General features: G+C 70.6%; 24 protein-coding genes and 1 pseudogene. 1 reads left to right on the top strand and 24 read right to left on the bottom strand.

What is annotated here, in order from left to right; all coding sequences use genetic code 11:
- Positions 1 to 8: 8 nt before the first annotated feature.
- The 7 genes from ABT245_RS21000 to rpsB form a co-directional block, all read right to left on the bottom strand.
- Positions 9 to 1,082, bottom strand: a complete 1,074-nt coding sequence (locus ABT245_RS21000) for a thiamine ABC transporter substrate-binding protein (protein ID WP_351735688.1) — start codon at positions 1,080 to 1,082, stop codon at positions 9 to 11.
- 317 nt (positions 1,083 to 1,399) lie between these two features.
- A complete protein-coding gene (rlmN, locus tag ABT245_RS20995; protein WP_351735686.1) occupies positions 1,400 to 2,506 on the bottom strand; it encodes a dual-specificity RNA methyltransferase RlmN in 1,107 nt (368 codons plus the stop codon).
- Between the two features lie 157 nt (positions 2,507 to 2,663).
- Positions 2,664 to 3,848 (bottom strand): phosphatidate cytidylyltransferase, encoded by a 1,185-nt coding sequence (locus ABT245_RS20990; protein WP_351735684.1) that lies wholly within the window; start codon positions 3,846 to 3,848, stop codon positions 2,664 to 2,666.
- Positions 3,848 to 4,405 carry a ribosome recycling factor gene (frr, locus tag ABT245_RS20985; protein WP_351735682.1) on the bottom strand — a complete coding sequence of 186 codons (558 nt, stop codon included), beginning with the start codon at positions 4,403 to 4,405 and terminating at the stop codon, positions 3,848 to 3,850. The genes ABT245_RS20990 and frr overlap by 1 nt, the downstream gene beginning before the upstream one ends.
- Positions 4,406 to 4,550: 145 nt before the next feature.
- Entirely contained in the window at positions 4,551 to 5,309 is a 759-nt protein-coding gene (pyrH, locus tag ABT245_RS20980; RefSeq protein ID WP_351735680.1) for a UMP kinase, read from the bottom strand.
- Between the two features lie 189 nt (positions 5,310 to 5,498).
- Positions 5,499 to 6,335 (bottom strand): translation elongation factor Ts, encoded by an 837-nt coding sequence (tsf, locus tag ABT245_RS20975; protein WP_351735678.1) that lies wholly within the window; start codon positions 6,333 to 6,335, stop codon positions 5,499 to 5,501.
- A gap of 159 nt (positions 6,336 to 6,494) precedes the next feature.
- Positions 6,495 to 7,448 carry a 30S ribosomal protein S2 gene (rpsB, locus tag ABT245_RS20970; RefSeq protein ID WP_351735676.1) on the bottom strand — a complete coding sequence of 318 codons (954 nt, stop codon included), beginning with the start codon at positions 7,446 to 7,448 and terminating at the stop codon, positions 6,495 to 6,497.
- Positions 7,449 to 8,013: 565 nt separating this feature from the next.
- Here rpsB and ABT245_RS20965 point away from each other — a divergent pair.
- Positions 8,014 to 8,643 (top strand): annotated as a pseudogene (locus ABT245_RS20965) (murein hydrolase activator EnvC family protein); the annotation flags it as partial.
- A gap of 417 nt (positions 8,644 to 9,060) precedes the next feature.
- Here the strand turns inward: ABT245_RS20965 and ABT245_RS20960 are convergent.
- From ABT245_RS20960 to ABT245_RS20880, 17 genes are all read right to left on the bottom strand, one after another.
- Positions 9,061 to 9,618, bottom strand: coding sequence for a TetR/AcrR family transcriptional regulator (locus ABT245_RS20960; RefSeq protein WP_351735756.1), 558 nt, complete (start codon positions 9,616 to 9,618; stop codon positions 9,061 to 9,063).
- Between the two features lie 118 nt (positions 9,619 to 9,736).
- Positions 9,737 to 10,579 (bottom strand): RNA polymerase sigma factor WhiG, encoded by an 843-nt coding sequence (gene whiG, locus ABT245_RS20955; RefSeq protein ID WP_351735674.1) that lies wholly within the window; start codon positions 10,577 to 10,579, stop codon positions 9,737 to 9,739.
- Positions 10,580 to 10,871: 292 nt separating this feature from the next.
- On the bottom strand, positions 10,872 to 12,032 hold the full coding sequence (gene dprA / locus ABT245_RS20950) for a DNA-processing protein DprA (protein ID WP_351735672.1): 1,161 nt from the start codon (positions 12,030 to 12,032) through the stop codon (positions 10,872 to 10,874).
- The gene (locus tag ABT245_RS20945; RefSeq protein WP_351735670.1) at positions 12,029 to 13,642 is read right to left on the bottom strand and encodes a YifB family Mg chelatase-like AAA ATPase; all 1,614 of its coding nucleotides are present in this window, start codon (positions 13,640 to 13,642) and stop codon (positions 12,029 to 12,031) included. The genes dprA and ABT245_RS20945 overlap by 4 nt, the downstream gene beginning before the upstream one ends.
- A 1-nt stretch (position 13,643) precedes the next feature.
- On the bottom strand, positions 13,644 to 14,051 hold the full coding sequence (locus tag ABT245_RS20940; protein ID WP_351735668.1) for a YraN family protein: 408 nt from the start codon (positions 14,049 to 14,051) through the stop codon (positions 13,644 to 13,646).
- A gap of 182 nt (positions 14,052 to 14,233) precedes the next feature.
- Positions 14,234 to 14,542 (bottom strand): DUF2469 domain-containing protein, encoded by a 309-nt coding sequence (locus ABT245_RS20935; protein ID WP_003965949.1) that lies wholly within the window; start codon positions 14,540 to 14,542, stop codon positions 14,234 to 14,236.
- Positions 14,543 to 14,598: 56 nt separating this feature from the next.
- Positions 14,599 to 15,123 (bottom strand): NUDIX hydrolase, encoded by a 525-nt coding sequence (locus ABT245_RS20930; RefSeq protein ID WP_351735666.1) that lies wholly within the window; start codon positions 15,121 to 15,123, stop codon positions 14,599 to 14,601.
- Entirely contained in the window at positions 15,113 to 15,880 is a 768-nt protein-coding gene (gene lepB / locus ABT245_RS20925) for a signal peptidase I (protein WP_351735664.1), read from the bottom strand. The genes ABT245_RS20930 and lepB (ABT245_RS20925) overlap by 11 nt, the downstream gene beginning before the upstream one ends.
- 213 nt (positions 15,881 to 16,093) lie before the next feature.
- The gene (lepB, locus tag ABT245_RS20920) at positions 16,094 to 17,074 is read right to left on the bottom strand and encodes a signal peptidase I (RefSeq protein WP_351735662.1); all 981 of its coding nucleotides are present in this window, start codon (positions 17,072 to 17,074) and stop codon (positions 16,094 to 16,096) included.
- Positions 16,962 to 18,053, bottom strand: coding sequence for a signal peptidase I (lepB, locus tag ABT245_RS20915; RefSeq protein WP_351735660.1), 1,092 nt, complete (start codon positions 18,051 to 18,053; stop codon positions 16,962 to 16,964). The genes lepB (ABT245_RS20920) and lepB (ABT245_RS20915) overlap by 113 nt, the downstream gene beginning before the upstream one ends.
- The gene (gene lepB / locus ABT245_RS20910) at positions 18,046 to 18,744 is read right to left on the bottom strand and encodes a signal peptidase I (protein ID WP_351735658.1); all 699 of its coding nucleotides are present in this window, start codon (positions 18,742 to 18,744) and stop codon (positions 18,046 to 18,048) included. The genes lepB (ABT245_RS20915) and lepB (ABT245_RS20910) overlap by 8 nt, the downstream gene beginning before the upstream one ends.
- 45 nt (positions 18,745 to 18,789) lie before the next feature.
- Positions 18,790 to 19,140, bottom strand: a complete 351-nt coding sequence (gene rplS, locus ABT245_RS20905; protein WP_121890862.1) for a 50S ribosomal protein L19 — start codon at positions 19,138 to 19,140, stop codon at positions 18,790 to 18,792.
- Between the two features lie 136 nt (positions 19,141 to 19,276).
- Entirely contained in the window at positions 19,277 to 20,110 is an 834-nt protein-coding gene (gene trmD, locus ABT245_RS20900; RefSeq protein WP_351735655.1) for a tRNA (guanosine(37)-N1)-methyltransferase TrmD, read from the bottom strand.
- A complete protein-coding gene (gene rimM, locus ABT245_RS20895; protein ID WP_351735653.1) occupies positions 20,107 to 20,670 on the bottom strand; it encodes a ribosome maturation factor RimM in 564 nt (187 codons plus the stop codon). Before rimM ends, trmD begins: the two co-directional genes overlap by 4 nt.
- A gap of 92 nt (positions 20,671 to 20,762) precedes the next feature.
- Positions 20,763 to 21,002 carry an RNA-binding protein gene (locus tag ABT245_RS20890; protein WP_003973401.1) on the bottom strand — a complete coding sequence of 80 codons (240 nt, stop codon included), beginning with the start codon at positions 21,000 to 21,002 and terminating at the stop codon, positions 20,763 to 20,765.
- Between the two features lie 5 nt (positions 21,003 to 21,007).
- Positions 21,008 to 21,430, bottom strand: a complete 423-nt coding sequence (rpsP, locus tag ABT245_RS20885) for a 30S ribosomal protein S16 (protein ID WP_351735651.1) — start codon at positions 21,428 to 21,430, stop codon at positions 21,008 to 21,010.
- A 358-nt stretch (positions 21,431 to 21,788) separates the two neighbouring features.
- Positions 21,789 to 22,385 carry a hypothetical protein gene (locus tag ABT245_RS20880; protein ID WP_351735649.1) on the bottom strand — a complete coding sequence of 199 codons (597 nt, stop codon included), beginning with the start codon at positions 22,383 to 22,385 and terminating at the stop codon, positions 21,789 to 21,791.
- Between the last annotated feature and the right edge of the window lie 150 nt (positions 22,386 to 22,535).

Genomic DNA, 22,535 nt, shown 5'->3' with positions numbered 1-22,535 from the left:
CGCCTCGGCTACTTCAGTACGAGCGAGGTCCACGACTTGACCCACTGGTCACGGTTGGCGGCGATCCGGTCGGGCGCCAGGGTCTGGGGATCCTTGGCCTGCGGGCCGTACTTCACGAACTCCTGCGGCACCTTCGCGTCCGCGCGCACCGGATAGACGTACATGTTGAGCGGCATGTCCTCCTGGAACTCCTTGCCGATCAGGAAGTCAAGGAGGGCCTTGCCGCCCGCGTTGTTGCGGGCGCCGGTGAGCAGTCCGGCGTACTCGGTCTGCCGGAAGCAGGTGCCGGCGGCCACTCCGGTGGGCGCGGCGGCCGGTTTCGGGTCGGCGTAGACGACCTCGGCGGGCGGCGAGGAGGCGTAGGACACGACGAGCGGCCGGTCGCCGCCCGCCTTCCGGCCGCCGGCCGAACCGGAGAACTCCTCGTCGTAGGCCTGCTCCCAGCCGTCCACGACCTTGACGCCGTTGGCCTTGAGCTTCTTCCAGTACTTCGGCCAGCCCCCGTCGCCGTACCTGGCCGCGGTGCCGAGCAGAAAGCCGAGGCCGGGCGAGGAGGTGGCGGCGTTCTCGGTGACGAGGAGGTTCTTGTACGCGGGTTCGACCAGGTCGTCGAAGGTCTGCGGCGGGGTCAGCCGGTGCCGCTCGAAGTACGCCTTGTCGTAGTTGACGCAGATGTCGCCGGTGTCGATGGGCGTGACGCGGTGCCCGGACGTGCCGGACCGGAACTCGGGCCGCAGCCGGTCAAAGCCCCGGGCCTCGTAACGCTGGAACAGCCCGTTGTCCAGGGCCCGCGACAGCAGGGTGTTGTCGACGCCGAAGAAGACGTCGCCCTGCGGGTTGTCCTTGGTCAGGATCGCCTTGTTGACGGCCTGTCCGGCGTCGCCGTCCTTGAGGACCTTGACGGTGTAACCCGACTGCTCCTCGAAATCCTTGAGGACCTTCTTCGAGACGGCCCACGAGTCGTGGCTGACGAGGGTGACGGACTTGGAGTCCGCGGCGCCCCCGTCGCCGGTGGACCCGCACGCGGACAGCGTGAGAAGTGCGAGCCCGGCCGCGGCGGCCACCAGGGTCTTGGTGTGCAACTGGATTCCTCCTGGGGTTGACCAGGAAGAGACGCGGCCCTGCCCGGACTCCGCGAGGGATGTCCGGGCAGGGCGCAACAGCTTGAGTGAGAACCGATCTCCCTACCCAGAATGACCTGGGCGAGGTTCGGAGGGTCTGCGGCCCGTGTGCCGCACTCTCAGCGCTGTGGCGCTCCCCTGTCGGAATATGAAGTTTCGGAATGTGAGGGTTACGAAGCCGAGGCTTCGGAGTTGAGGCTTTGGAACCTGAGGGTCCGGAAGGTGAGGTTGACGATATGAAGGTGTGACGTACTGGACGCCCTCAGACTACCGTCCGGCTATCGCTCGGTGGCAGCCAGCTGACCGCAGGCGCCGTCGATCTCCTGACCGCGGGTGTCCCGGATGGTCACCGGCACCCCGTGCGCCTCGATGGCCGCCACGAAGGCCTTCTCGTCCTCGGGCCTGGACGCGGTCCATCGGGAGCCCGGCGTCGGGTTGAGCGGGATCAGGTTGACGTGCACGGGCCTGCCCTTGAGCAGCCGGCCGAGCCGGTCGCCGCGCCATGCCTGGTCGTTGATGTCCCGGATCAGCGCGTACTCGATGGACAGCCGGCGCCCGGACCTCGCGGCGTACCCGAAGCCGGCGTCGAGCACCTCGCGTACCTTCCACCGCGTGTTGACGGGGACGAGGGTGTCGCGCAGTTCGTCGTCGGGCGCGTGCAGCGAGATGGCGAGGCGGCACTTGAAGCCCTCGTCGGCGAACCGGTGGATGGCCGGGACGAGTCCGACGGTGGAGACGGTGATGCCGCGCTGGGACAGCCCGAGCCCGTCCGGCTCGGGATCGGTGAGGGCCCGGATGGCGCCCACGACCCGCTTGTAGTTGGCGAGCGGCTCGCCCATGCCCATGAAGACGATGTTGGACAGCCGGGCGGGGCCGCCCGGCACCTCGCCGTCCCTGAGCGAACGCATGCCGTCCACGATCTGGTGCACGATCTCGGCGGTCGACAGGTTCCGGTCCAGCCCGGCCTGCCCGGTGGCGCAGAACGGGCAGTTCATCCCGCACCCCGCCTGCGAGCTGATGCACATGGTCACCCGGTCCGGGTAGCGCATGAGCACCGACTCGACGAGCGTCCCGTCGAACAGCCGCCACAGGGTCTTGCGGGTGGTGCCCTGGTCGGTCGACAGATGCCGTACGACCGTCATCAGCTCGGGGAACAGCGCCTCGCGCAGCCGGGCCCGCGAGGCGGCGGGAATGTCGGTCCACTGCTCGGGGTCGTGCGTGTACCGCGCGAAGTAGTGCTGCGCGAGCTGCTTCGCCCGGAACGGCTTCTCGCCGATCGCGGCGACGGCCTCCTTGCGTTCGGCGGGCGACAGATCGGCGAGATGCCGCGGCGGCCGCTGAGCACCGCGCGGCGCGACAAAAGTGAGTTCTCCGGGCTTAGGCATGGTCCTACGAGTGTCGCATGAGCGCTCCGGCGGTTGCGTCCGGCGGCGTCGGGGGCGCACAGCACCCCGTCCCGGCAGGGGCGCGGGGAGCTGCGCGACCGGCCGGGACACAGCCGCGGACAGACGACGACCCGTCATAGCCCCGTCAGCGGAGCGTTCACGCGGATCCGACGAACAGCACCATCAGCAGCCACGCCACGGGCGCCGTCGGCAGCAGTGAGTCGAGGCGGTCCATGATGCCGCCGTGACCGGGGAGCAGCGTCCCCATGTCCTTGATGCCCAGATCCCGCTTGATCATGGACTCGCCGAGGTCGCCGAGGGTGGCGCTGGCCGCGACCGCGAGGCCGAGGAGCAGTCCCTGCCACCAGGCGCCGTCGTCGATCATGAACTGCATGCACAGGGCGCCGGCGACCATCGCGAACAGCACCGCGCCGAGCAGCCCTTCGCGGGTCTTGCCGGGACTGATCCGCGGGGCGAGCTTGTGGCTGCCGAAGCGCCAGCCGACCGCGTATGCGCCGGTGTCGCTGACGACCGTGAGGATCAGGAAGGTCAGGACGCGGCGCGGGCCGTCGTCGGCGTCCAGCATCATCGCCACGAACGTGGCCAGGAACGGCACGTAGAACGCCGCGAACACGCCCGCCGTGACGTCCCTGAGATAGCCCTCCGGGGGCTGCGTCATGCGCCACACGAGGACCGCAAGCGCGGTCAGCGCCATGGCCACCCAGGCGCCCTGGGCGCCCCGGACATAACCGGCGACGATCATCGCGGCGCCGCCGAGCGCCAGCGGGACCAGGGGTGCCCTGATGCCCTTGCGCTCCTGAAGCCGGTTGGTCAGCTCCCACAGCCCGACCACCACGGCGACCGCTATGACGCCGACGAAGACGGCCTTGACGATGAACAGGGACGCGAGGATGACCACACCGAGCCCGACGCCGACGCCTATGGCGGCACCCAGGTCCCGGCCCGCACTCTTCTTCTGCGGTGCGGGAGCGGGCTGTCGGGCGTCGGGCATGGGCTCCGGATTCTGCGGCGCCGCCCCGTGGGGATGCGCCGACGGGGTCTCGGTGTAGTACGCACCGTCGTGGTACGCACCGCTGCGGAACGTCTCGTCGCGGGCCGGGGGGCCGCTCAGCCGAGCGGCCCCCCGGTCCCGGTCCTGGTCTCCGCCCTGCGCGGGTACGTCATCGGGGACGATGGGCATGGGGCGAGTCTGCTGCGCGTCATGCGCATCGTACGCGGGACCCGCCGGGGCGGCCCCCCGGCCGTACCCCTGACCGGGGCCGTGCTCGGCGGGCCCCCAGTACCCGGCTTGTGGCGGCGCCCCCCAGGAAGAGTCGTTCATCAGACCTCAAGCAGCTCCGCTTCCTTGTGCTTGAGGAGCTCGTCCACCTGGGCGACGTACTTCGCCGTGGTGTCGTCCAGCTCCTTCTCCGCACGACGGCCCTCGTCCTCGCCGACCTCGCCGTCCTTGATCAGCTTGTCGATGGCTTCCTTGGCCTTGCGCCGCACAGAGCGGATCGAGATCTTGGCGTCCTCCGCCTTGCCCTTGGCGACCTTGATGTACTCGCGACGGCGCTCCTCGGTCAGCTCGGGGAACACCACACGGATGATGTTGCCGTCGTTGCTGGGGTTGACCCCCAGGTCGGAGTCGCGGATCGCCTGCTCGATGTTGCGCAGCGCGCTCTTGTCGAACGGGGTGACGACCGCCATGCGCGGCTCCGGCACGGAGAACGAGGCCAGCTGGTTGATCGGCGTCGGCGCGCCGTAGTAGTCGGCCACGATCTTGTTGAACATGGCGGGGTGCGCACGGCCGGTGCGGATCGCGGCGAAGTCCTCCTTGGCGACCACGACGGCCTTCTCCATCTTCTCCTCGGCTTCGAGGAGGGTCTCTTCGATCACCACTTGCTCCTGCGTGTCTTGAGTAGGCCCGGCTGCGGTTCCCTGTCGGGGCCCACGGCCGGCTGCGTCGCGTCTTCTTCCTGCACGGTTCCCGACCGGGCAGGTCATTGTCCATCCCCCGGTCAGGGCCCGGGTGATTCTCCGGTCAGTGCCGACCGTCCTGGTCACCCACGAGTGTGCCGATCTTCTCACCCTTGACGGCACGGGCGATATTGCCCTCCGCGAGAAGCTCGAAGACAAGGATGGGCAGCTTGTTGTCGCGGCACAGCGTGATGGCGGTGGCGTCGGCGACCTTGAGATCGCGGGTGATGACCTCGCCGTAGCCGAGGGAGTCGAACTTGACGGCGTCCGGGTTGGCCTTCGGGTCGGAGTCGTAGACCCCGTCCACTCCGTTCTTGCCCATCAGCAGCGCCTCGGCGTCGATCTCCAGAGCGCGCTGGGCCGCGGTGGTGTCGGTGGAGAAGTACGGCATGCCCATACCCGCGCCGAAGATCACCACACGGCCCTTCTCCAGGTGCCGCACCGCACGCAGCGGAATGTACGGCTCGGCGACCTGGCCCATGGTGATCGCGGTCTGCACCCGGGACTGGATGCCCTCCTTCTCCAGGAAGTCCTGGAGGGCGAGGCAGTTCATCACCGTGCCGAGCATGCCCATGTAGTCGGAGCGGGCCCGGTCCATGCCGCGCTGCTGGAGCTCGGCGCCGCGGAAGAAGTTGCCGCCGCCGATGACGACCGCGATCTGCGCACCGTCCCGGACGACGGCGGCGATCTCACGGGCGATCTTGTGCACCACGTCGGGATCCACACCCAGGCCCCCGCCACCGGAGAATGCCTCTCCGGACAGCTTCAGCAGAAACCGGCCGCGAACTTTGCCGTCGTCGCTCTTCTGGGGCTTGGTGGTCATGGGATCCGCCTCTTTCACGTGGTGCGCATGCGAAGAAGGCCATTGCCGATGGGTTCGCTCCTCGCTCCCATGCGCGGCAATGGCCTCCTCGTCAGATCTGCTGCCGTCCGCCGCGTGCCCGGGTGCGGCGGTGTGCGCGGACGACTGCTGTCGACCCTATCGGGGTCGCGTGTCGATCGCGGTACGGACTCAGATGCCGACCTTGATGCGCGTGAAGCGCTTCAGGGTGACACCGGCCTCATCCAGAACCTTCTGGACCGACTTCTTGTTGTCGAGAGCGTACGGCTGGCCGAGCAGCGTCGCGTCCTTGAAGAAGCCGTTCAGACGGCCCTCGACGATCTTGGCGATCGCGGCCTCGGGCTTGCCCTCGGCGCGGGTGGTCTCCTCGGCGATACGGCGCTCGGACTCGACGACCTCGGCCGGGACGTCCTCCTTGGAGAGGTACTTGGGCGCGAAGGCGGCGATGTGCTGGGCGACGCCCTTGGCGATCTCGGCGTTCGGCTTGTCGAGCTCGACCAGGACACCGATCTGCGGGGGCAGGTCGGGCATGGTGCGGTGCATGTACGCGGTCACGAAGCCGTCGGTGAACTGCGCGAAGCGGTCCAGGACGATCTTCTCGCCGAGGTTGGCGTTGGCCTCGTCCACGAACGCCTGGACGGTCTTGCCGGCCTCGATCTCGGAGGCGAGCAGCGCCTCGATGCCGGCCGGGGAGGTCTTCGCGACATGCTCGGCGATGGCGTTGGCGACGGACTGGAACTTCTCGCCCTTGGCGACGAAGTCCGTCTCGCACTTCAGCTCGACGAGGACGCCGGAGGAGTTGTCGTCGGCGATGACCGAGACCACGGCGCCGTTCTCGGCGGAGCGGCCCTCGCGTTTGGCGACGCCCTTCTGGCCCTTGATACGGAGCGCCTCGACGGCCTTCTCGACGTTGCCCTCGGCCTCGTCCAGCGCCTTCTTGCAGTCCATCATGCCGGCGCCCGTGAGCTCGCGGAGCGTCTTGACGTCGGCGGCGGTGTAGTTCGCCATGAGTCTGTGAATCTTTCTCGAAGTCTGGAGAATCGAAGATCTGCACGGTCTGCGATCTACATGTAGAGGCAGATCCCCGACTCGGTGCTGACCTACGGGTGAACGGCGGGAGCGGACTTCATGTCGCCGCTCCCGCCGTCAACGCTGGCGCTGACGGGGTCAGGCCTGCTCGCCCTCGGCGGCCGGAGCCTCAGCGGCGGCGGGAGCCTCAGTGGCCGGGGCCTCCACAGCCGGAGCCTCAGCGGCCGGGGCCTCAGCGGCGGGAGCCTCCGTAGCCGGGGCCTCAGCGGCGGGAGCCTCCGCAGCCGGAGCATCAGTGGCGGGAGCCTCCGCGGCCTTCTTCTCGCCCTCGAGCAGGTCGCGCTCCCACTCGGCCAGCGGCTCGCCCGCGGCCTTCTCGCCCTTGCCCTCGGTCGCGACACCCGAACGGGCGATCAGGCCCTCGGCGACGGCGTCGGCGACCACACGGGTGAGCAGGGTGACGGAGCGGATCGCGTCGTCGTTGCCCGGGATCTTGTAGTCGACCTCGTCGGGGTCGCAGTTGGTGTCGAGGATGGCGACGACCGGGATGTTGAGCTTCCGGGCCTCACCGACCGCGATGTGCTCCTTCTTGGTGTCCACGATCCAGACGGCGCTGGGCACCTTCTGCATCTCGCGGATACCACCGAGGGTCTTCTCCAGCTTGGCCTTCTCGCGCGAGAGCACGAGAAGCTCCTTCTTGGTCAGACCGGAGGCCGCGACGTCCTCGAAGTCGATCTGCTCAAGCTCCTTCAGGCGCTGCAGACGCTTGTAGACGGTCGAGAAGTTGGTGAGCATGCCGCCCAGCCAGCGCTGGTTGACGTACGGCATGCCGACGCGGGTGGCCTGCTCGGCGATGGCCTCCTGCGCCTGCTTCTTGGTGCCGACGAACATGACCGTGCCGCCGTGGGCGACGGTCTCCTTGACGAACTCGTAGGCGCGGTCGATGTACGACAGCGACTGGAGCAGGTCGATGATGTAGATGCCGTTGCGCTCGGTGAAGATGAAGCGCTTCATCTTCGGGTTCCAGCGACGGGTCTGGTGACCGAAGTGGACGCCGCTCTCCAGCAGCTCCCGCATCGTGACGACGGCCATGGCCGTATCTCCTTGGGTTTCTCGGTTGTGCCGCGGATGCCGGACGGCTTCCGCGCCTGACGCCCACATGCGCCGTTGCCACAGGAGGACCGAGGGGCGCTGACACCGTCGGACCGTTGCCGGCCCGTGTGTGTCGGGGCGTGCGAAGTCGACCCGGTGACCCGGGTCGCCACCAGAAGTGTACGGGACCGGCGGGGCACCGGGTGACGCCGCTGTCCACAACCGGTGAGTAGTCCACGGGTCCCGGCCATGATCGGCGCGGGTGCGGGACGGTTCTCGCATGAGTGCGATGTCAGCGATGCGTGCGGTGCGGACCGCCTGGCACCGGCGAGCAGTTGGGGCCGGACGGGCGTGGAGGCGAATGTGGGTGCGGGCGTGGGGGCGAGTGTGGGTGCGGGCGTGGGGGCGAGTGTGGGTGCGGGCGTGGGTGGGGGTGCTGGGGGCGTGGGCGGTGGTAGCACCGGCGGCGGTGCCGGCCCTGGGCGGTACAGCCCTGCCGGCCCAGGCCCAACCGCCGCCTGCAGCCCTCGCGTCGGCGGCGGTGCCGGCCCTGGGCAGCACTGCCCTGTCGGCCCGGGCGCAACCGCCGCCTGCAGCCCTCGCGTCGGCGGCGGTGTCGGCCCTGGGCAGCACCGCCCTGCCTGCCCAGGCCCAACCGCCGCGGCCGGCGGCCCCCGCGCGCCCGCCTGCCGCTTCCCCGCCGCCCGCGCCGCCGCCCGCTCCGCCTCCTGTCGCGCCCCCGCCGGCCACGGTCCCGGCGCTCGCCCGGTTCTGGCCGGTGGGGACGCGGCCCGTCGTGGTACGGGGCTGGGAGCCGCCGGCCACGGCGTACGGAGCCGGACACCGGGGTGTCGATCTGGGCGCGCCACCCGGTGCTCCGGTACGGGCGGTCGCGGCGGGCCGGGTGTCCTTCGCCGGCCGGGTGGCCGGGCGGGGTGTGGTCTCGATCGAGCTGGCGGGCACGGACCTGCGTACGACCTACGAGCCGGTCGACCCGTCGGTGCGCACGGGCGACGAGGTGGCGGCGGGCGAGGTGGTGGGACGGGTGGAACCCGTCGGCTCGCACTGCACCGCCGGCACCTGTGTCCACTGGGGGCTGCTCAGCGGGGACACCTATCTGAACCCCCTCCTGCTGCTCCCCCCATGGCTGCTGCACCGAGGCCCATCAAGGCTCCTACCGGTCCTGAACTCCCCACCGGCCTGGAAACCGCCCCCACCGCCACCCGCCCCTCGCCGAACGCTCAACCCTCCACACCCCGCAGGTCCACCGTCACCGCGCGTAGCTGATCTCCGCACGCTCCTCGGCCACACCCGATTTCAACCCACCGCACCCGACTCCCACCCGGCCCCGGCGCCCCGGCCAGACTCCGCCTCGCCCCGCAAGGCCACCGCCAGCGCCGCGTCGGTCATCTCCGCACGACCCTCGGCCCCGCCCAGCTCGACCCACCGCGGCCCGCCCCGCCCTGGCCCACCCGGCCAGACTCAGCCCCGCACACCCCGCAAGGCCACCGTCACCGGCGCGTCGGTCATCTCCCGCGGCCCTGGGCCGCACCCGACTCAACCCGACTCAACCCACCGCGACCCGCCCAGCTCTGGCCCGCCCCGGCCGGGCTCAGCCCCGTACGCCCCGTAGGGCCATCGTCACGGCCGCGGCGGTGATGTCCCTGGGGTCCTCGGCCGCGCCGAGTTCGATGCGTCGGACCGCCGCGTCCACCACGCCCTGTAGCAGCATCGCCGCCAGCCGTGGCTGGGCGTGGCCCATCTGCTCCAGCGCCTCGGCGATCATCGCGACGAGCCCGCCGTGCGCGGCTCGGATCTTCTCCCGCGCCCCGGCGTCCAGCTCGCTCGCCGAGATCGCCACGACGGCCCGGTGCCGCCGGTCCCCGACCAGCGCCAGCTGCGTGCGCACATACGCCTCGACCTTGCCCTCGGCCGAGTCCGCCCGCTGCATCGCCGCCGACACCTCGGCAGCCCACACGGGGAAGTCGACCTCGCACAATTCCTCGACGACGGCGGCCCGCGAACGGAAGTACTCGTACACGGACGACCGGGCAAGACCCGTGCGTTCGGCGAGGGCCGGGAAGGTCAGCGCCTCCGTACCGCCCTCGGACAGCAGGCTCCGAGCCGCGTCCAGCAGGGCGGCTCGCTGCATCGACCGGTGCTCGGCCACGGAGGCCGCTCGAATCCTAGGCACGTCCACCACTGTACGGACGCGCCCGCCCGGACGGGAGTCGCACGGTGCCGCGGAGAGCGTCCGCGCCGCCCCGCCCGCTCGCCGGCCGGGCAGCTCACCGGCCGAAACTGGCCAGCTTCGCCCGCAGTTGGAGCACGGACTTGGTGTGGATCTGACTGACCCGGCTCTCGGTCACCCCCAGCACGTTCCCGATCTCGGCCAGCGTCAGACCCTCGTAGTAGTACAGCGTCACCACGGTCTTCTCCCGGTCGGGCAGCGTGTTGATCGCCCGCGCCAGAAACCGCCGCAGCTCCCGGTCCTCGGCCACCTCCACCGGGTTGTCCGCCGCGGTGTCCTCCAGCGTGTCCATGAGGCTCAGCCGGTCCCCGCCCTCACCCCCCACATGCAGCAGTTCCTCCAGCGCCACCACGTTCGCCAGGGACAGCTGACCGAAGACCGAGTGCAGTTCGTCGATCCCGATCCCCAGCTCCGCCGCCACCTCGCCCTCCGACGGCGTACGCCGCAACCGCGCCTCAAGCGTCGCGTACGCCCGCTCCACGTTTCGCGCCTTCTGCCGCACCGAGCGTGGAATCCAGTCCAGCGCCCGCAGCTCGTCGATCATCGCGCCCCGGATCCGCGTGATCGCGTACGTCTCGAACTTGATCTCCCGGCCGATGTCGAACTTCTCGATCGCGTCGATCAGTCCGAACACACCGGACGACACGAAGTCCGCCTGCTCCACATTCGGCGGGAGCCCCACGCTCACCCGGCCCGCCACGTACTTCACCAGCGGTGAGTAGTGCAGGATCAGCTGCTCCCGCAGCCGCTCGTCCCCCGTCGCCTTGTACGACCGCCACAGCTCGTCGAGCGTCGAGGGAGCGGGCGGCCGCGCGCTGCCACCGTCGCGGGCGGCTGGGGGGATGGCCGCCCGGTCGGACCCGGAGGTGTGCTGGGGCATTCGTCGCCTTGTGCCGTTCTGCCGTGAAGTGCCGTGAAGTGCTGTGGGGAGAGGTGCCTAGAGGGGCTGTCGGTCTGGTATCGAGTTGGGCCGGTCTGCGCCGGGGTCCTCGTGAGCGTAGCGTGACTGAGGAGTCGCGGTGTGCGAACCTCGGGGCTCCCCCCGTGGACGGACCCGCTTCAGGGGGCGCCCGGGCGGCCCCGGCACATCGCGGTGCGTGACGGGTGTGGCGGGTCAACTCCGGGAAATCCCAAGGACGTCGGGATTCCCCCGGACGGCCGAACACGCTCGGTCAGCAGCCGGCCCGGCCGGCCCGGACCGATATCACCGCCTGGCGTGTCAACTTCCAGCCATCGCCGTGTCGTTCGACGTATCCAAGTGCTCTGAGTTCGTACAGCCTCGCGATCGCCTCGTCCGGTGTGGTCTGCGCGCCCGACGCGATCTCCCGCGGCTGTGCCGCCCGGCGCGCCGGCAGGGCGGCCAGGACCCGCCGGGCGCCGGGTTCCAGCAGGTCGCGCGGGAGCACCGGGCCACTCCGGGCCGGGGCCAGCTCGCCCATGTCCCCCACCAGCTCGATGACGTCCGCCGCATCGGTGACCAGTACGCCCTCCGCGCGCAGCAGTTCGTGCACACCCGCGGAGAGCGCGCTGGTGGCGGGTCCGGGCACGCCCATGGTGAACCGCCCGAGGCGCAGTGCCGCGCGCGCGGTGACCAGGGAGCCGCTGCGGTGGGCGGCCTCCACGACGACCGTGCCCCGGGTGAGTGCCGCGATCACCCGGTTGCGCAGGATGAACCGGCTCGGCGTCGGATGGTCGCCGGGCGGCAACTCCCCCACCACCAGCCCCTGTTCCGCGATCCTGTCGATCAGTTCGGCGTGGCCGCGGGGGTAGGGCCGGTCGACGCCGCAGGCCAGCACGGCGACGGTGGCGCCGCCCGCGCCGAGGGCGCCCCGGTGGGCGGCGCCGTCGATGCCGTAGGCGCCGCCGGACACCACGACCCAGCCGTGCTCGGCGAGCCCCGCGGCGAGGGTGGCCGCCATGTGGGCGCCGTACGCGGTGCAGGCCCGGGCGCCGACGACGGCGACCGATCTGAGCGCCCACATCCGCAGGCTTGGCCGGCCGCGCAGCCACAGCCCCAGGGGCCGGGCGTCCCCGAGGTCGTCGAGCTGGGCCGGCCACTCGGCGTCCCCGGGGGCGACGAACCGCACCCCTGCGGCGCGCGCGCCCTCCAGGTCCCGCCGCGGCTCTGCCCGCGCGGCGCGCGCCCGCAGCCCGGCCCAGCGCGTTCCGCTGACCCCGGGCAGCGGCTCCCCGCCGTCCCGCAGCCGCCGGGCGACCTCCCGCACCCCGTACTCCCGCAACCACCGCCCCCCGACCTCGTCCCCGGGCTCGACGACCCGGGTGAGCAGAACCCGCGAGAGCAGGTCGTCGTCCGGATCGGCGTCCGCGGTCACGCCGGTGCCCCGATGGCCATGGGCACGCCCCGTGGAACGCCGGTGCGCAGTTGCAGGGCCCAGTTCACGTCGTTCACCGACGGCCGGTCGCGTCCGGCCAGATCGGCCAGTGTCCAGGCAACACGCAGCACACGGTCGAGCCCTCGGGCGGTCAGGACCCCCCGGTCCAGGTCGTCCTCCGCCTTCGCAAGCGCACCTGGCTGCACGTGCCACCGGGTGCGCATCTCATGTCCGGGCACCTCACTGTTCGTGCGCCAGGGCAGGCCCTCGAAGCGCCGGGCCGCCCGCTCCCGGGCGAGCCGGACCCGGTCGGCCACGACGGCCGTCGACTCGGCGCTGGTGTGCATCCGGAGCAGTTCGGCCCTGGCGACTGGTTCGACGGTCACCCGCAGGTCCACGCGATCCATCAGCGGGCCCGACAACCGCGCCTGGTAGCGCCTGATCGAGGAAGGCCTGCACTCGCAGATGTCCTCGCCCATACCGTGCCGACCGCATGGGCACGGGTTGGCCGCCAGCACCATGAGGAACTTCGCTGGCATCCTGAGCATCCCAGCCGCCCGGGCGATCACGACATGCCCCGATTCCAGCGGTTGGCGCAGGGCGTCCAGAACATTGCTGTGGAACTCCGCCGCCTCATCCAGAAAAAGCACGCCATGGTGGGCCAGGGACGCCGCCCCCGGACGGGGGAGACCGTGCCCACCGCCGACGAGGGAGGCCGTGGTGGCCGAGTGGTGCGGCGCGCAGTAGGGCGGTACGTCGACCAGGGGGTGGCCCGGGGGCAGCACACCGGCCACCGAGTGCACCGCGGTAACTTCCAGTGATTCCTGTCGACTGAGCCCCGGCAGGAGACCGGGCAACCGCTCGGCCAACATCGTCTTGCCCGCGCCCGGGGGCCCTTTGAAGAACACGTGGTGCCTCCCGGCCGCGGCTACTTCCAGCGCCGCGCGAGCCACCCGCTGTCCCGCCACGTCGGCGAGGTCCGGCACGTGGTCGCCGACGGTCAGGCCGGCTCCGAGACCCGTTCCTGGCAGGGCCAGACCGGCCAGGAACGGATCCGGCCGGATGTCCCCCGGAACGGGTTCCTCGTCGGGCACCGGCTCATCGGTGAGTACCGCGATCAACTGCCGCAGGCTCCGTACGCCCAGCACCGAGACCCCGGGCACCAATGACGCCTCCGGCACCGCGCACTCGGGCACCACCACCTGCTCGTACCCGGCGTCCGCGGCGGCGAGGACTGCGGGCAGCACGCCTCGCACCGGCCTGACCCGACCGTCGAGGCCCAGCTCTCCGATCATCACGATGTCGGCGAGCACCCGCGGGTCGATCCGCTCGGCCGCTCCCAAAACCGCGCTGGCCACGGCCAGGTCGAAACCGCTGCCGCTCTTCGGTACCGACGCCGGGCTCAGCCCCACGGTGAGCTTCTTGGACGGCCAGGACCCCCCAGAATTCACGACGGCCGCCCGGACCCGGTCGCGGCTTTCCGTGAGGCTCTTGTCGGGCAGCCCCACCAGCGTGAACGCCGCCACTCCCGGCTCCAGGTCGGCCTGGACCTCGACCACCACGCCCTCGACGCCCACCAGGGCAACGGAGCACGTACGGGCGAATCCCATGTCAGGCCACCCCCCGCGCGTGCTCGACCACGGGGGCGCCGCGGTCGGGGAGGAGGACTCCGACCAGGTCGATGCGGACGCCGCCGGGCGGGGCGCCGCCGTGGCTCTGGATCCAGCGTTCCGCGAGGTCCCGCAGGCGTTCCGACTTCTCCGGTGTCACCGCGGCCATCGGATGCTCGTAGCACCCGCCCCGGCGCGTCTTGACCTCGCAGACGACGAGCGCCTCCCCGTCCCGGGCCACGATGTCGATCTCGCCGGACCTGCCGCAGCGCCAGTTGCGCTCCAGGATGGTCATGCCGGCCTCGGTCAGCCGCCGGACGGCCATGTCCTCGCCGTACCTGCCGAGTGCGTTGCGTGCCTGATGCGGCCTATGCGGCTGCTGTGACCGGTGTGTCTGCTGGGTGTTCATGTGGGCACCACCTCCGGCGCCCACCGTCGCGCACCCGGCCGCAGGCAGTGGATCTTGGTGGGTTACCCGCCGGTTGTGGACAACCCCGTCACCCGTGCGGGGATCCGAACCTCAACTGCGGGATCCGAACCGAACCTCAGCTGCGGGGCCCGAACCTCTGCCGCGGGGAGACCTCACGACCTTCACCCGCCCGGCAGCTCCAGATCGCTCTTGTTCAGCTCCTCGATGTTCACGTCCTTGAACGTCAGGACGCGCACCTGCTTCACGAAACGGGCCGGGCGGTACATGTCCCAGACCCAGGCATCCGCCATGGACACCTCGAAGAACACCTCGCCCTGCACCGAGTGCACCTGCATCTCGTAGTCGTTGGTGAGGTAGAAGCGCCGCTCGGTCTCGATCACGTATTTGAACAGACCGACGACATCGCGGTACTCCCGGTAGAGCTTCAGCTCCATCTCGGTCTCGTACTTTTCGAGGTCCTCGGCGCTCATGGCATGTTCCCCTTCAGCCGTGCGATCCCCCCATTGTGCGCCAGTCCCGCGCGCCTCTAGACGATTTCCGTGTCAAGGGTTATGGGACCGGCCGGGGGACCTTCGTCGAGCAGCGTCCGGAGCAGCTCGGCAAGTCTGGTCGGGTACACCGTCTCATGCGACCGGGCCAGTTCCCGACACGTCCACCAACGTGCTCCGGCGACGCTGCGCCGCTCCAGCTCCGTCAGGGCCACCGCCTCGGTCGCCGTCTGCTCCGTACGGGCCAGGTAGTACCACTCGTCCTGGTCCCAGCGGCGGCCGGCGAACGGGAAGGAGCACCGCCGCCGCCACAGCACAGGACCGAGTGCGACATCGGTGATGCCGGTCTCCTCGGACAGCTCCCGCAGCGCGGCCTGTTCGCGGGTCTCGTCGCCCTCCAGGCCCCCGCCGGGGGTGAACCACCAGTCGTCGGCCGGGTCGTCCGGTTCGTGGCCGTGCAGCAGCAGGATGCGGTCGGCGGGGTCCAGCAGCACCAGCCGGGCGACCTTGCGCAGACCGCCCGTGTACGCGTCCTCGCCCGCGTCCCGGGCCTCAGTGGACACCGGCGGGCTCCGGACGGGTACGGGAGCGGCCCAGCCGCTTGGCGAGGGGTCCGTAGGCGGCGCCGCCGAGGACGAGGACCGCGCCGACGACGATCAGGACGACGATGGTACGCAGCGGTCCCGGCGCGGAGAGGGCCCCAAGGGCCTCGAAGCCGGTGGGGGGCTTGAGCATGCCCTTCATGGGCCAGGCCACGGCGTCGACCCGGGCGGACACGGCACTGCGGGCGACGGTGCCGCGGGCGGCGTCGGTGAGGTGGGCGGTGGAGTCCAGCGAGCCCTGCCGCTCGTCACCGAGGAGGAAGAGGCGGCCCTCGGGGACCTTGACGGTCGGGAAGTCCGTGATCTCGGCGAGGCTGCCCTCGGGGAGGTAGGGCTCCTCGATCTGTTTGCCGTTGACGGTCAGCTTGCCGTCCGTGCAGCAGCCGACGGTGTCGCCGCCGACCGCGACCACCCGCTTGACCACGTCGGAGTTGGTCACCCAGCCCTTGTCGTGGAAGACGACGACGTCGCCCCGGCGTATCTCACCGCCGTCGACGCGCTGCGCGAGGACCCGGTCACCGGCGTCGATCGTCGGGGCCATCGAGGTCGTGGGCACGGTGTAGGGCCGGTAGACCACCGCTCCCCACGCGAATCCCCCGAGGAACAGCACCAGGCCCAGTGCCACGGCCACTCCGGACAGCCGCTGGCCGAGCGGGCTGCCGATCCGCTCGGCGCCGGTGCCGCGCGGGGCCGTATGTGTCGTGCTCTCGCCACCCATGGACCCGCACCCTACCCGGCGGTACCGAAGTGGGCCCAGCCTCCCTCCCGACTCGGTCGGCAGCGGACCGGACCCAGGCTTCCCCGGGCGCGAGGGCCGGGCCGACCTCGGGCCTCGGGGCCCGGCCCACCTCAGGCATACGGGCGTCGAGGCCCGGCCCACCTCGGGCATAAGGGCCCGGCCGTCCCCGAGACGTACAGGCCGAGCGGTCGCTCAGCGGGTCCGGCTCGCCGCGGCCCGCCGCCGGCGCCACACCGCCACCGGCAGCACGCCCACGAGCGCGACGCCCTCGGGCGCCACCGACAGCGAGGCGGCGCCGGAGGACCGCTGGTCGAGACCCGACTGGTCGAAGGTGTCCGGGATCGGCAGGGTGCCCCAGCGGTTGATCGGCCAGGCCTTGACGATGGCGCGGCCGACGACCTTGTCGACCGGGACCATGCCGTGGTTCTTGTCGGACTGGTTGTAGCGGGAGTCGCGGGAGTTCTGGCGGTGGTCGCCCATCACCCACAGATAGCCCTTGGGGATCTTCACCTTGAACTGGCCGCCCTGGTCGTCCATGCTGCACGGGGTGTTGCCGGGGTAGACGTACGGCTCGTTCAGCGCCTTGCCGTTGACCAGCAGCGGGCCGGTGTTCTTGCACTCGACCGTGTCGCCGCCGACGCCGACGACCCGCTTGATCAGGTCCTTCTCCTCCGCGGACGGCATCAGGCCGATCCAGCTGAGGACCTTCTGCACGGCGTTCGCAGTGGGCGTGGGCTCGCCCGCCAGCCAGTTGTCCGGGTCATGGAAGACGACGACCTCGCCGCGTTCCGGCTCGGAGCCGAACCACGGGGTGAGCTTGTCGACCAGGACGCGGTCCCCCTGTTGCAGGGTGTTCTGCATCGAGTCCGACGGGATCGAGAACGCCTGCACCAGGAACGTCTTGATCAGCAGCGCCAGCACCAGCGCGATACCGATCAGGATCGGCAGTTCCTTCCAGAAGGAGCGCGGCTTCTTCGGCCCTGGGGCCGAGTCGCGCCGCCCCGCGGCGCCGTCCACCGGGGGCTCCCCGTCGGCAGCGGCGTCCTGCGCCGCCCCTGCCTCATTCCCCGAGGTCACGGCGCCGCCCGGGGTAGGGCTGTTTGCTTCCACGGGGCGCCCGCGGTGTTCCTCGCCGTCGTGTCCCGACCGTGCGCCGACCGCCACATCCCCCACGCCAACTCCTTACTCCGTGCCGCCGCCTGCTCCGGGTACGGTGCAGGCCCACCACTCCCATAACGAGCGGGAGTTCCGCAGGAGTCGGGAGCTGAATCATTCCGTTCGGATCGTCGGAGGCAACCCTATGCGACGGCCGGGGAGCAGCGGTCGACCCCGACACGGAGTTCGACACGCTTGCGAAGGTTTTAGGTTCGGTCAGTCCGGACCAGTGGCCGATGGGCCAGCCGATGACCATGGCCCGGCCGACCACGGAGTCCAAGGCGACCGTGCCGCCGTAGTCGGTGTCCTGGTGGGCGCGCGAGTCCGCGGAGTTGTCGCGGTGGTCGCCCATCACCCACAGCCGCCCTTGGGGGACGGTGACGTCGAACGGCGTCGCGGAGGGTGCGTTGCCCGGGTACAGGTAGTCCGTCTCGGACAGGGGAACGCCGTTGACGGTCACCCGGCCCTGCGTGTCACAGCACTTGACATGGTCACCGCCGACGCCGATGACCCGCTTGATCAGGTCCTTCTCGTTGTCCGAGGGCAGCAGACCGATGAAGGTGAGCCCTTCCTTGACCTGTTTGACGCCGACGGGGTCGTTCTTCTTGGTGGTCTGCTCGTCGGCCAGCCAGCCGCCCGGGTCGTGGAAGACGACGACGTCCCCGCGCTGCGGCTCGGAGCCGAACCACGGGGTGAGCTTGTCGACCAGGACGCGGTCGCCGATCCGGATCGTCTGCTCCATGGAGCCCGACGGGATCACGAACGCCTGGACGAGGAAGGTCTTCAGGACCAGCGCTATCAACACGGCCACACCGACCAGGAGCGGTATCTCGCGCACCGCGCCGCGTCTGCGCCTGCGCTTGACCTTGCGCTGGAGCTTGCGCCGCTCCGCGCGGGAACGACCGCCGCCGGAGCCGGCCGCGCGCCGGGCACCGGTGGGCAGCAGGTTGTCGGCGGCGCCGCTGGGCACACCGCGCGGCTTGCCCCGGTTACCCATGCGCGTCCTCCGCGGCGGCGGGCACGCGCGCGTAGGCGGCCGGGCGGTGCAGACGGGTCCAGTGGCCGAAGGGCCAGACGATCCAGTCGGCGCGTCCGATCACCTCGCCGACGGGGACCATGCCGCCGCCCGGGGAGCCCAGGTGGTCGCGGGAGTCGCTGGAGTCGCTGCGGTGGTCGCCGAGGACGAACAGTCTGCCCTGGGGCACTACGACATCGAAGGGCACGGTGGACGGGCCGTCCCCGGGGTAGAGGAACGCCGTCTCATCGACCGCTCGGCCGTTCACTTCGATCCTCCCCTCCTTGTCGCAGCACACCACATGGTCTCCGCCCACACCTACAACGCGCTTGATGTAGTCCGCGTCCCCGAAATACCCGGTTCCGTCGAACACGACGACGTCACCGCGCCGCGGTTCGGCACCGAAACGGTACGCCAACTTATTTACGACAACGCGGTCCCCGATCCTCAATCCGCCTTCCATGGATCCGCTCGGGATCTGGAACGGCTGCGCCACGAACGTGTTGAGGAGCAGCAGGAACAGCAGACAGACGAAGAGGGTGAGGGTGATCCGTCCGCCGGGCAGCCAGTCGGTGAACCGCGGCACCAACGCGAAACGCGACCGTCCCTCCGTGCCCGTGGTGCCGGGGCTGGAGGTGCGGTCGCGTTGCGTCGGCTGTGCTTCGGTGTCCATCGGGGCCTGATGCTATCCGGCCCCGCCGTGAACTCCGCTGCGCGCTCAGTTCTCGCGCTTCTCCTTGATCTTCGCGGCCTTGCCGCGCAGGTCGCGCAGGTAGTACAGCTTGGCGCGGCGCACGTCGCCCTTGGTGACCAGCTCGATCTTCTCCACGATCGGGGTGTGCACCGGGAAGGTGCGCTCGACGCCGACGGAGAAGGAGACCTTGCGGACCGTGAAGGTCTCGCGGACTCCGGAGCCCTGGCGGCGGATCACCACGCCCTTGAACTGCTGCACACGGGAGCGGTTGCCCTCGATGACGCGGACGTGCACGTTGACGGTGTCACCCGGGCGGAAGGCCGGGACGTCGCTGCGCAGCGACGCGGAGTCGACGGAGTCGAGCAGGTGAGACATGTCGTCTGCTTTCTTCGCTGATGCCACAGGTCATCAACGGCAACTAGATGTTCGAAAGGTGTGCCGTGCGGGTCGGGGCGGACGTCGTGTCCCCCTGTGGCAGGGGCGGCACGCCGGACGGACGCACAACAGCCGCCTATTGTTCCATGCCCTGTGGCCTGCGCCAAAATCGGCCGTACGGCTCCCCGTCCGGGTCCGGTGCCCAGCCGAGGACGGAGAGCATCTCGCGGTCCTTCTTGTCGAAGACCTTGGGGTCGCAGCGCTCGATGAGGTCGGGACGGTTGGCCGTCGTGCGCTTCAGGGCCTCGTCCCGGCGCCAGCGGGCGATCTTCCCGTGGTGGCCGCTGAGCAGCACGTCCGGGATGTCACGGCCGCGCCAGACGGGCGGCTTGGTGTAGACGGGGCCCTCCAGGAGGCCGGCCATCGCGCCGGGCGCGAACGAGTCGTCCCGGTGGGACTCGGCGTTGCCGAGGACGCCGGGCAGCAGCCGGGCCACCGCCTCGGTGACGACGAGGACGGCCGCCTCGCCGCCGGCCAGCACATAGTCGCCGATGGACACCTCGTACACCGGCATCCGCGTCGCGTACTCGTCCGTCACGCGCCGGTCGATGCCCTCGTAGCGGGCGGGCGCGAAGATCAGCCAGGGGCGTTCGGAGAGTTCGACGGCCAGTTCCTGGGTGAAGGGGCGGCCGCTCGGCGTGGGCACGATCAGCGCGGGCGTGTGGGAGCCGGTCTCGTAGCCGTCGGCCAGCACGGAGTCCAGCGCGTGCCCCCATGGCTCGGTCTTCATGACCATGCCCGGGCCGCCGCCGTACGGGGTGTCGTCGACCGTGCTGTGGCGGTCGTACGTCCAGGTCCGCAGGTCGTGCACATGCACGTTCAGCTGCCCGCGCGCGCGTGCCTTGCCGACGAGGGAGACGTTCAGCGGTTCCAGGTACTCGGGGAAGATCGTGACGACGTCGAGCCTCATGCGCCCTCGTCCCCCGACTCGGCACCGCGTCCCTCGGCGGCTTCGTCCGCGCGGTCGTCGATGAGGCCGGGCGGCGGTGCGATGACGGCCTTCTGCTCCGCGAGGTCGATCTCGGTGACGATCTCCTCGACGAAGGGGATCAGCACCTCGCCGCCGTCGGGCCGCTCGACGATGAGCAGGTCCTGCGAGGGCAGGTGCGAGACCTCGGCGATCCGGCCGACCTGCGTGCCGTCCTCGGTGACCACGTCCAGGTCGATCAGCTGGTGGTCGTAGTACTCGTCCTCGCCCTCGGGCAGCTCGTCCGGGTCGATCTCGGCGATCAGGAGGGTGTTGCGGAGGGCTTCGGCGCCGTTGCGGTCCTCGACGCCCGCGAAGCGCAGGAGCAGACGGCCGCTGTGGACGCGGCCCGTCTCGATGGTGAGCGGTCCCGCGGAGGCGGGATCGGTGGCGAGCACGGCACCGGGCGCCAGCCTGAGTTCCGGCTCGTCGGTGCGTACCTCGACGGTGACCTCGCCCTTGAGGCCATGGGCACGGCCGATCCGTGCGACTACCAGCTGCACGTGTCCAACTCTCCTGTCGATCTCCTGTCATACGACTGCGGGCCGGGGAGGGCCCAGTGGCCTTCCCCGGCCCGAGCCGGTTGCGAAAAGCGTCAGCGGACGTGGTCGACGTCGACGAGGTCGACGCGGACTCCGCGGCCGCCGATGGCACCCACGACGGTGCGCAGGGCGCGTGCGGTGCGGCCGTTGCGGCCGATCACCTTGCCGAGGTCGTCGGGGTGCACCCGGACCTCCAGGACACGCCCGCGGCGCAGGTTGCGCGAGGCGACCTGCACATCGTCAGGGTTGTCGACGATGCCCTTCACGAGGTGCTCAAGCGCCTCTTCGAGCATGTTGCTCAGGCCCCGGTCGACTCGGAGGACTCGGCGGCGGCCTCGTCCTTCTTCTCGGCCTTCTTCTTCTGGGTGATCGCCTCACCCTTGCCCTCGTCCTCGCCGCCGAGCGCCTCGAACGACGGACGCGTGGACTTCGGCTCGGCGACGAGCAGCGGCGCCGGAGCGGGCTCGCCCTTGAACTTCTGCCAGTCGCCGGTCTTCTTCAGGATGGCGAGCACGGGCTCGGTCGGCTGCGCGCCGACACCGAGCCAGTACGCCACACGCTCGGCGTCCACCTCGATGACCGACGGGTGGTACGTCGGGTGGTACTTGCCGATCTCCTCGATGGCCCGGCCGTCACGGCGGGTACGGGAGTCGGCGACGACGATGCGGTAGTGAGGCGAACGGATCTTGCCCAGACGCTTCAGCTTGATCTTGACTGCCACGGGAGTGGGTTCTCCTGGATTTGACGTGGTGGGGCACAACGAGATGCCGCGTGGGGTTGCAGTGCCCGAGTAGCCCGATGGACGCGTCAGCCGGAGGAGAGAGGGGTCCTGTGCGGCTGTCGAGTACAGCTAGCCATTGTGCCACACGCCGCGGGGCGCTCTCGGCCAGGCCGGAGGGCACGAGGGCACGAGGGCACGCCGAACAGACACCCGGCGTGGAGGTGAGTCACGTCGGGTGCGCTGCCCGGTGCGTGCGGTGGCCGGCCACGCCCACCCGTGCCGCCCCCGGCACGACTGTCCACGGCCGACCAGGCCACTTCCGGCACCCACGAGATGCCGGTGCATCGCGGCCCGCGGATTACGCCGCTCCCACGACCTCCGGGATCCGGAACGGCTTGCCACAGCCCCCGCACACGATCGGCGCCTGGGCCAGTACCGACGGGACCACCCGGACGTTGCGCCCGCAGTCGCAGACGGCCTTGACGCGGACACCGCCCCCCGAGGACCCGTGGCGGGCGGCCGGCCCCCGGAACGTGCGGGAGGTGTCCGCGGAGGTGGCCGCCATATGGGCCTTGAGGGCGCGCTGGAGCCGCTCCATGGTCGGGCGGTAACGCCGCTTCGCCTCGGGGTTGAGCGTGACCAGCGAGAAACCGCTGCTGGGGTGCGGTTCGTCGGGATGGTCCAGGCCCAGCTCCTCGGCGATGGCGAGGAATCTCCGGTTGTGATAGCGGCCGGCTCGGGACGTGTCGCGTACGCCGCGGGCGGCGGCGACGCCATGGACTGCCTCATGAAGCAGTCGCTCGAAGGAGAGTTCGTGTCCGCACGCGGACGACGACTCCCCGATCAGTGACTCTGGCGCGGCAAGGTCCGGCAGCTCGGGGTGGTACCGCTGAATGTCGGCCCACGCCTGCGCCAGCTCTGCGGCGAGAACAGGTGGTGTCTGTGTCGTGCTCACGTAATGACAACGAGCCAGAGTGCCGCTGTGTTCCGATTCCGGGGCATCCCAAATAATTTGCACGTACCCGTCAGTTGCCACTGATGCGTCCTGACGAGGGCGGGTGCGCTGATCTGCGGAAAAGCGGAACAGCTCGTACCAAGCCGGTAC

The sequence above is a fragment of the Streptomyces sp. NPDC001508 genome (genome assembly GCF_040298665.1).
Classification (GTDB): domain Bacteria; phylum Actinomycetota; class Actinomycetes; order Streptomycetales; family Streptomycetaceae; genus Streptomyces.
Note: the sequence above shows the minus strand (reverse complement) of the source record. Positions and strands in the feature narration are given on the sequence as shown.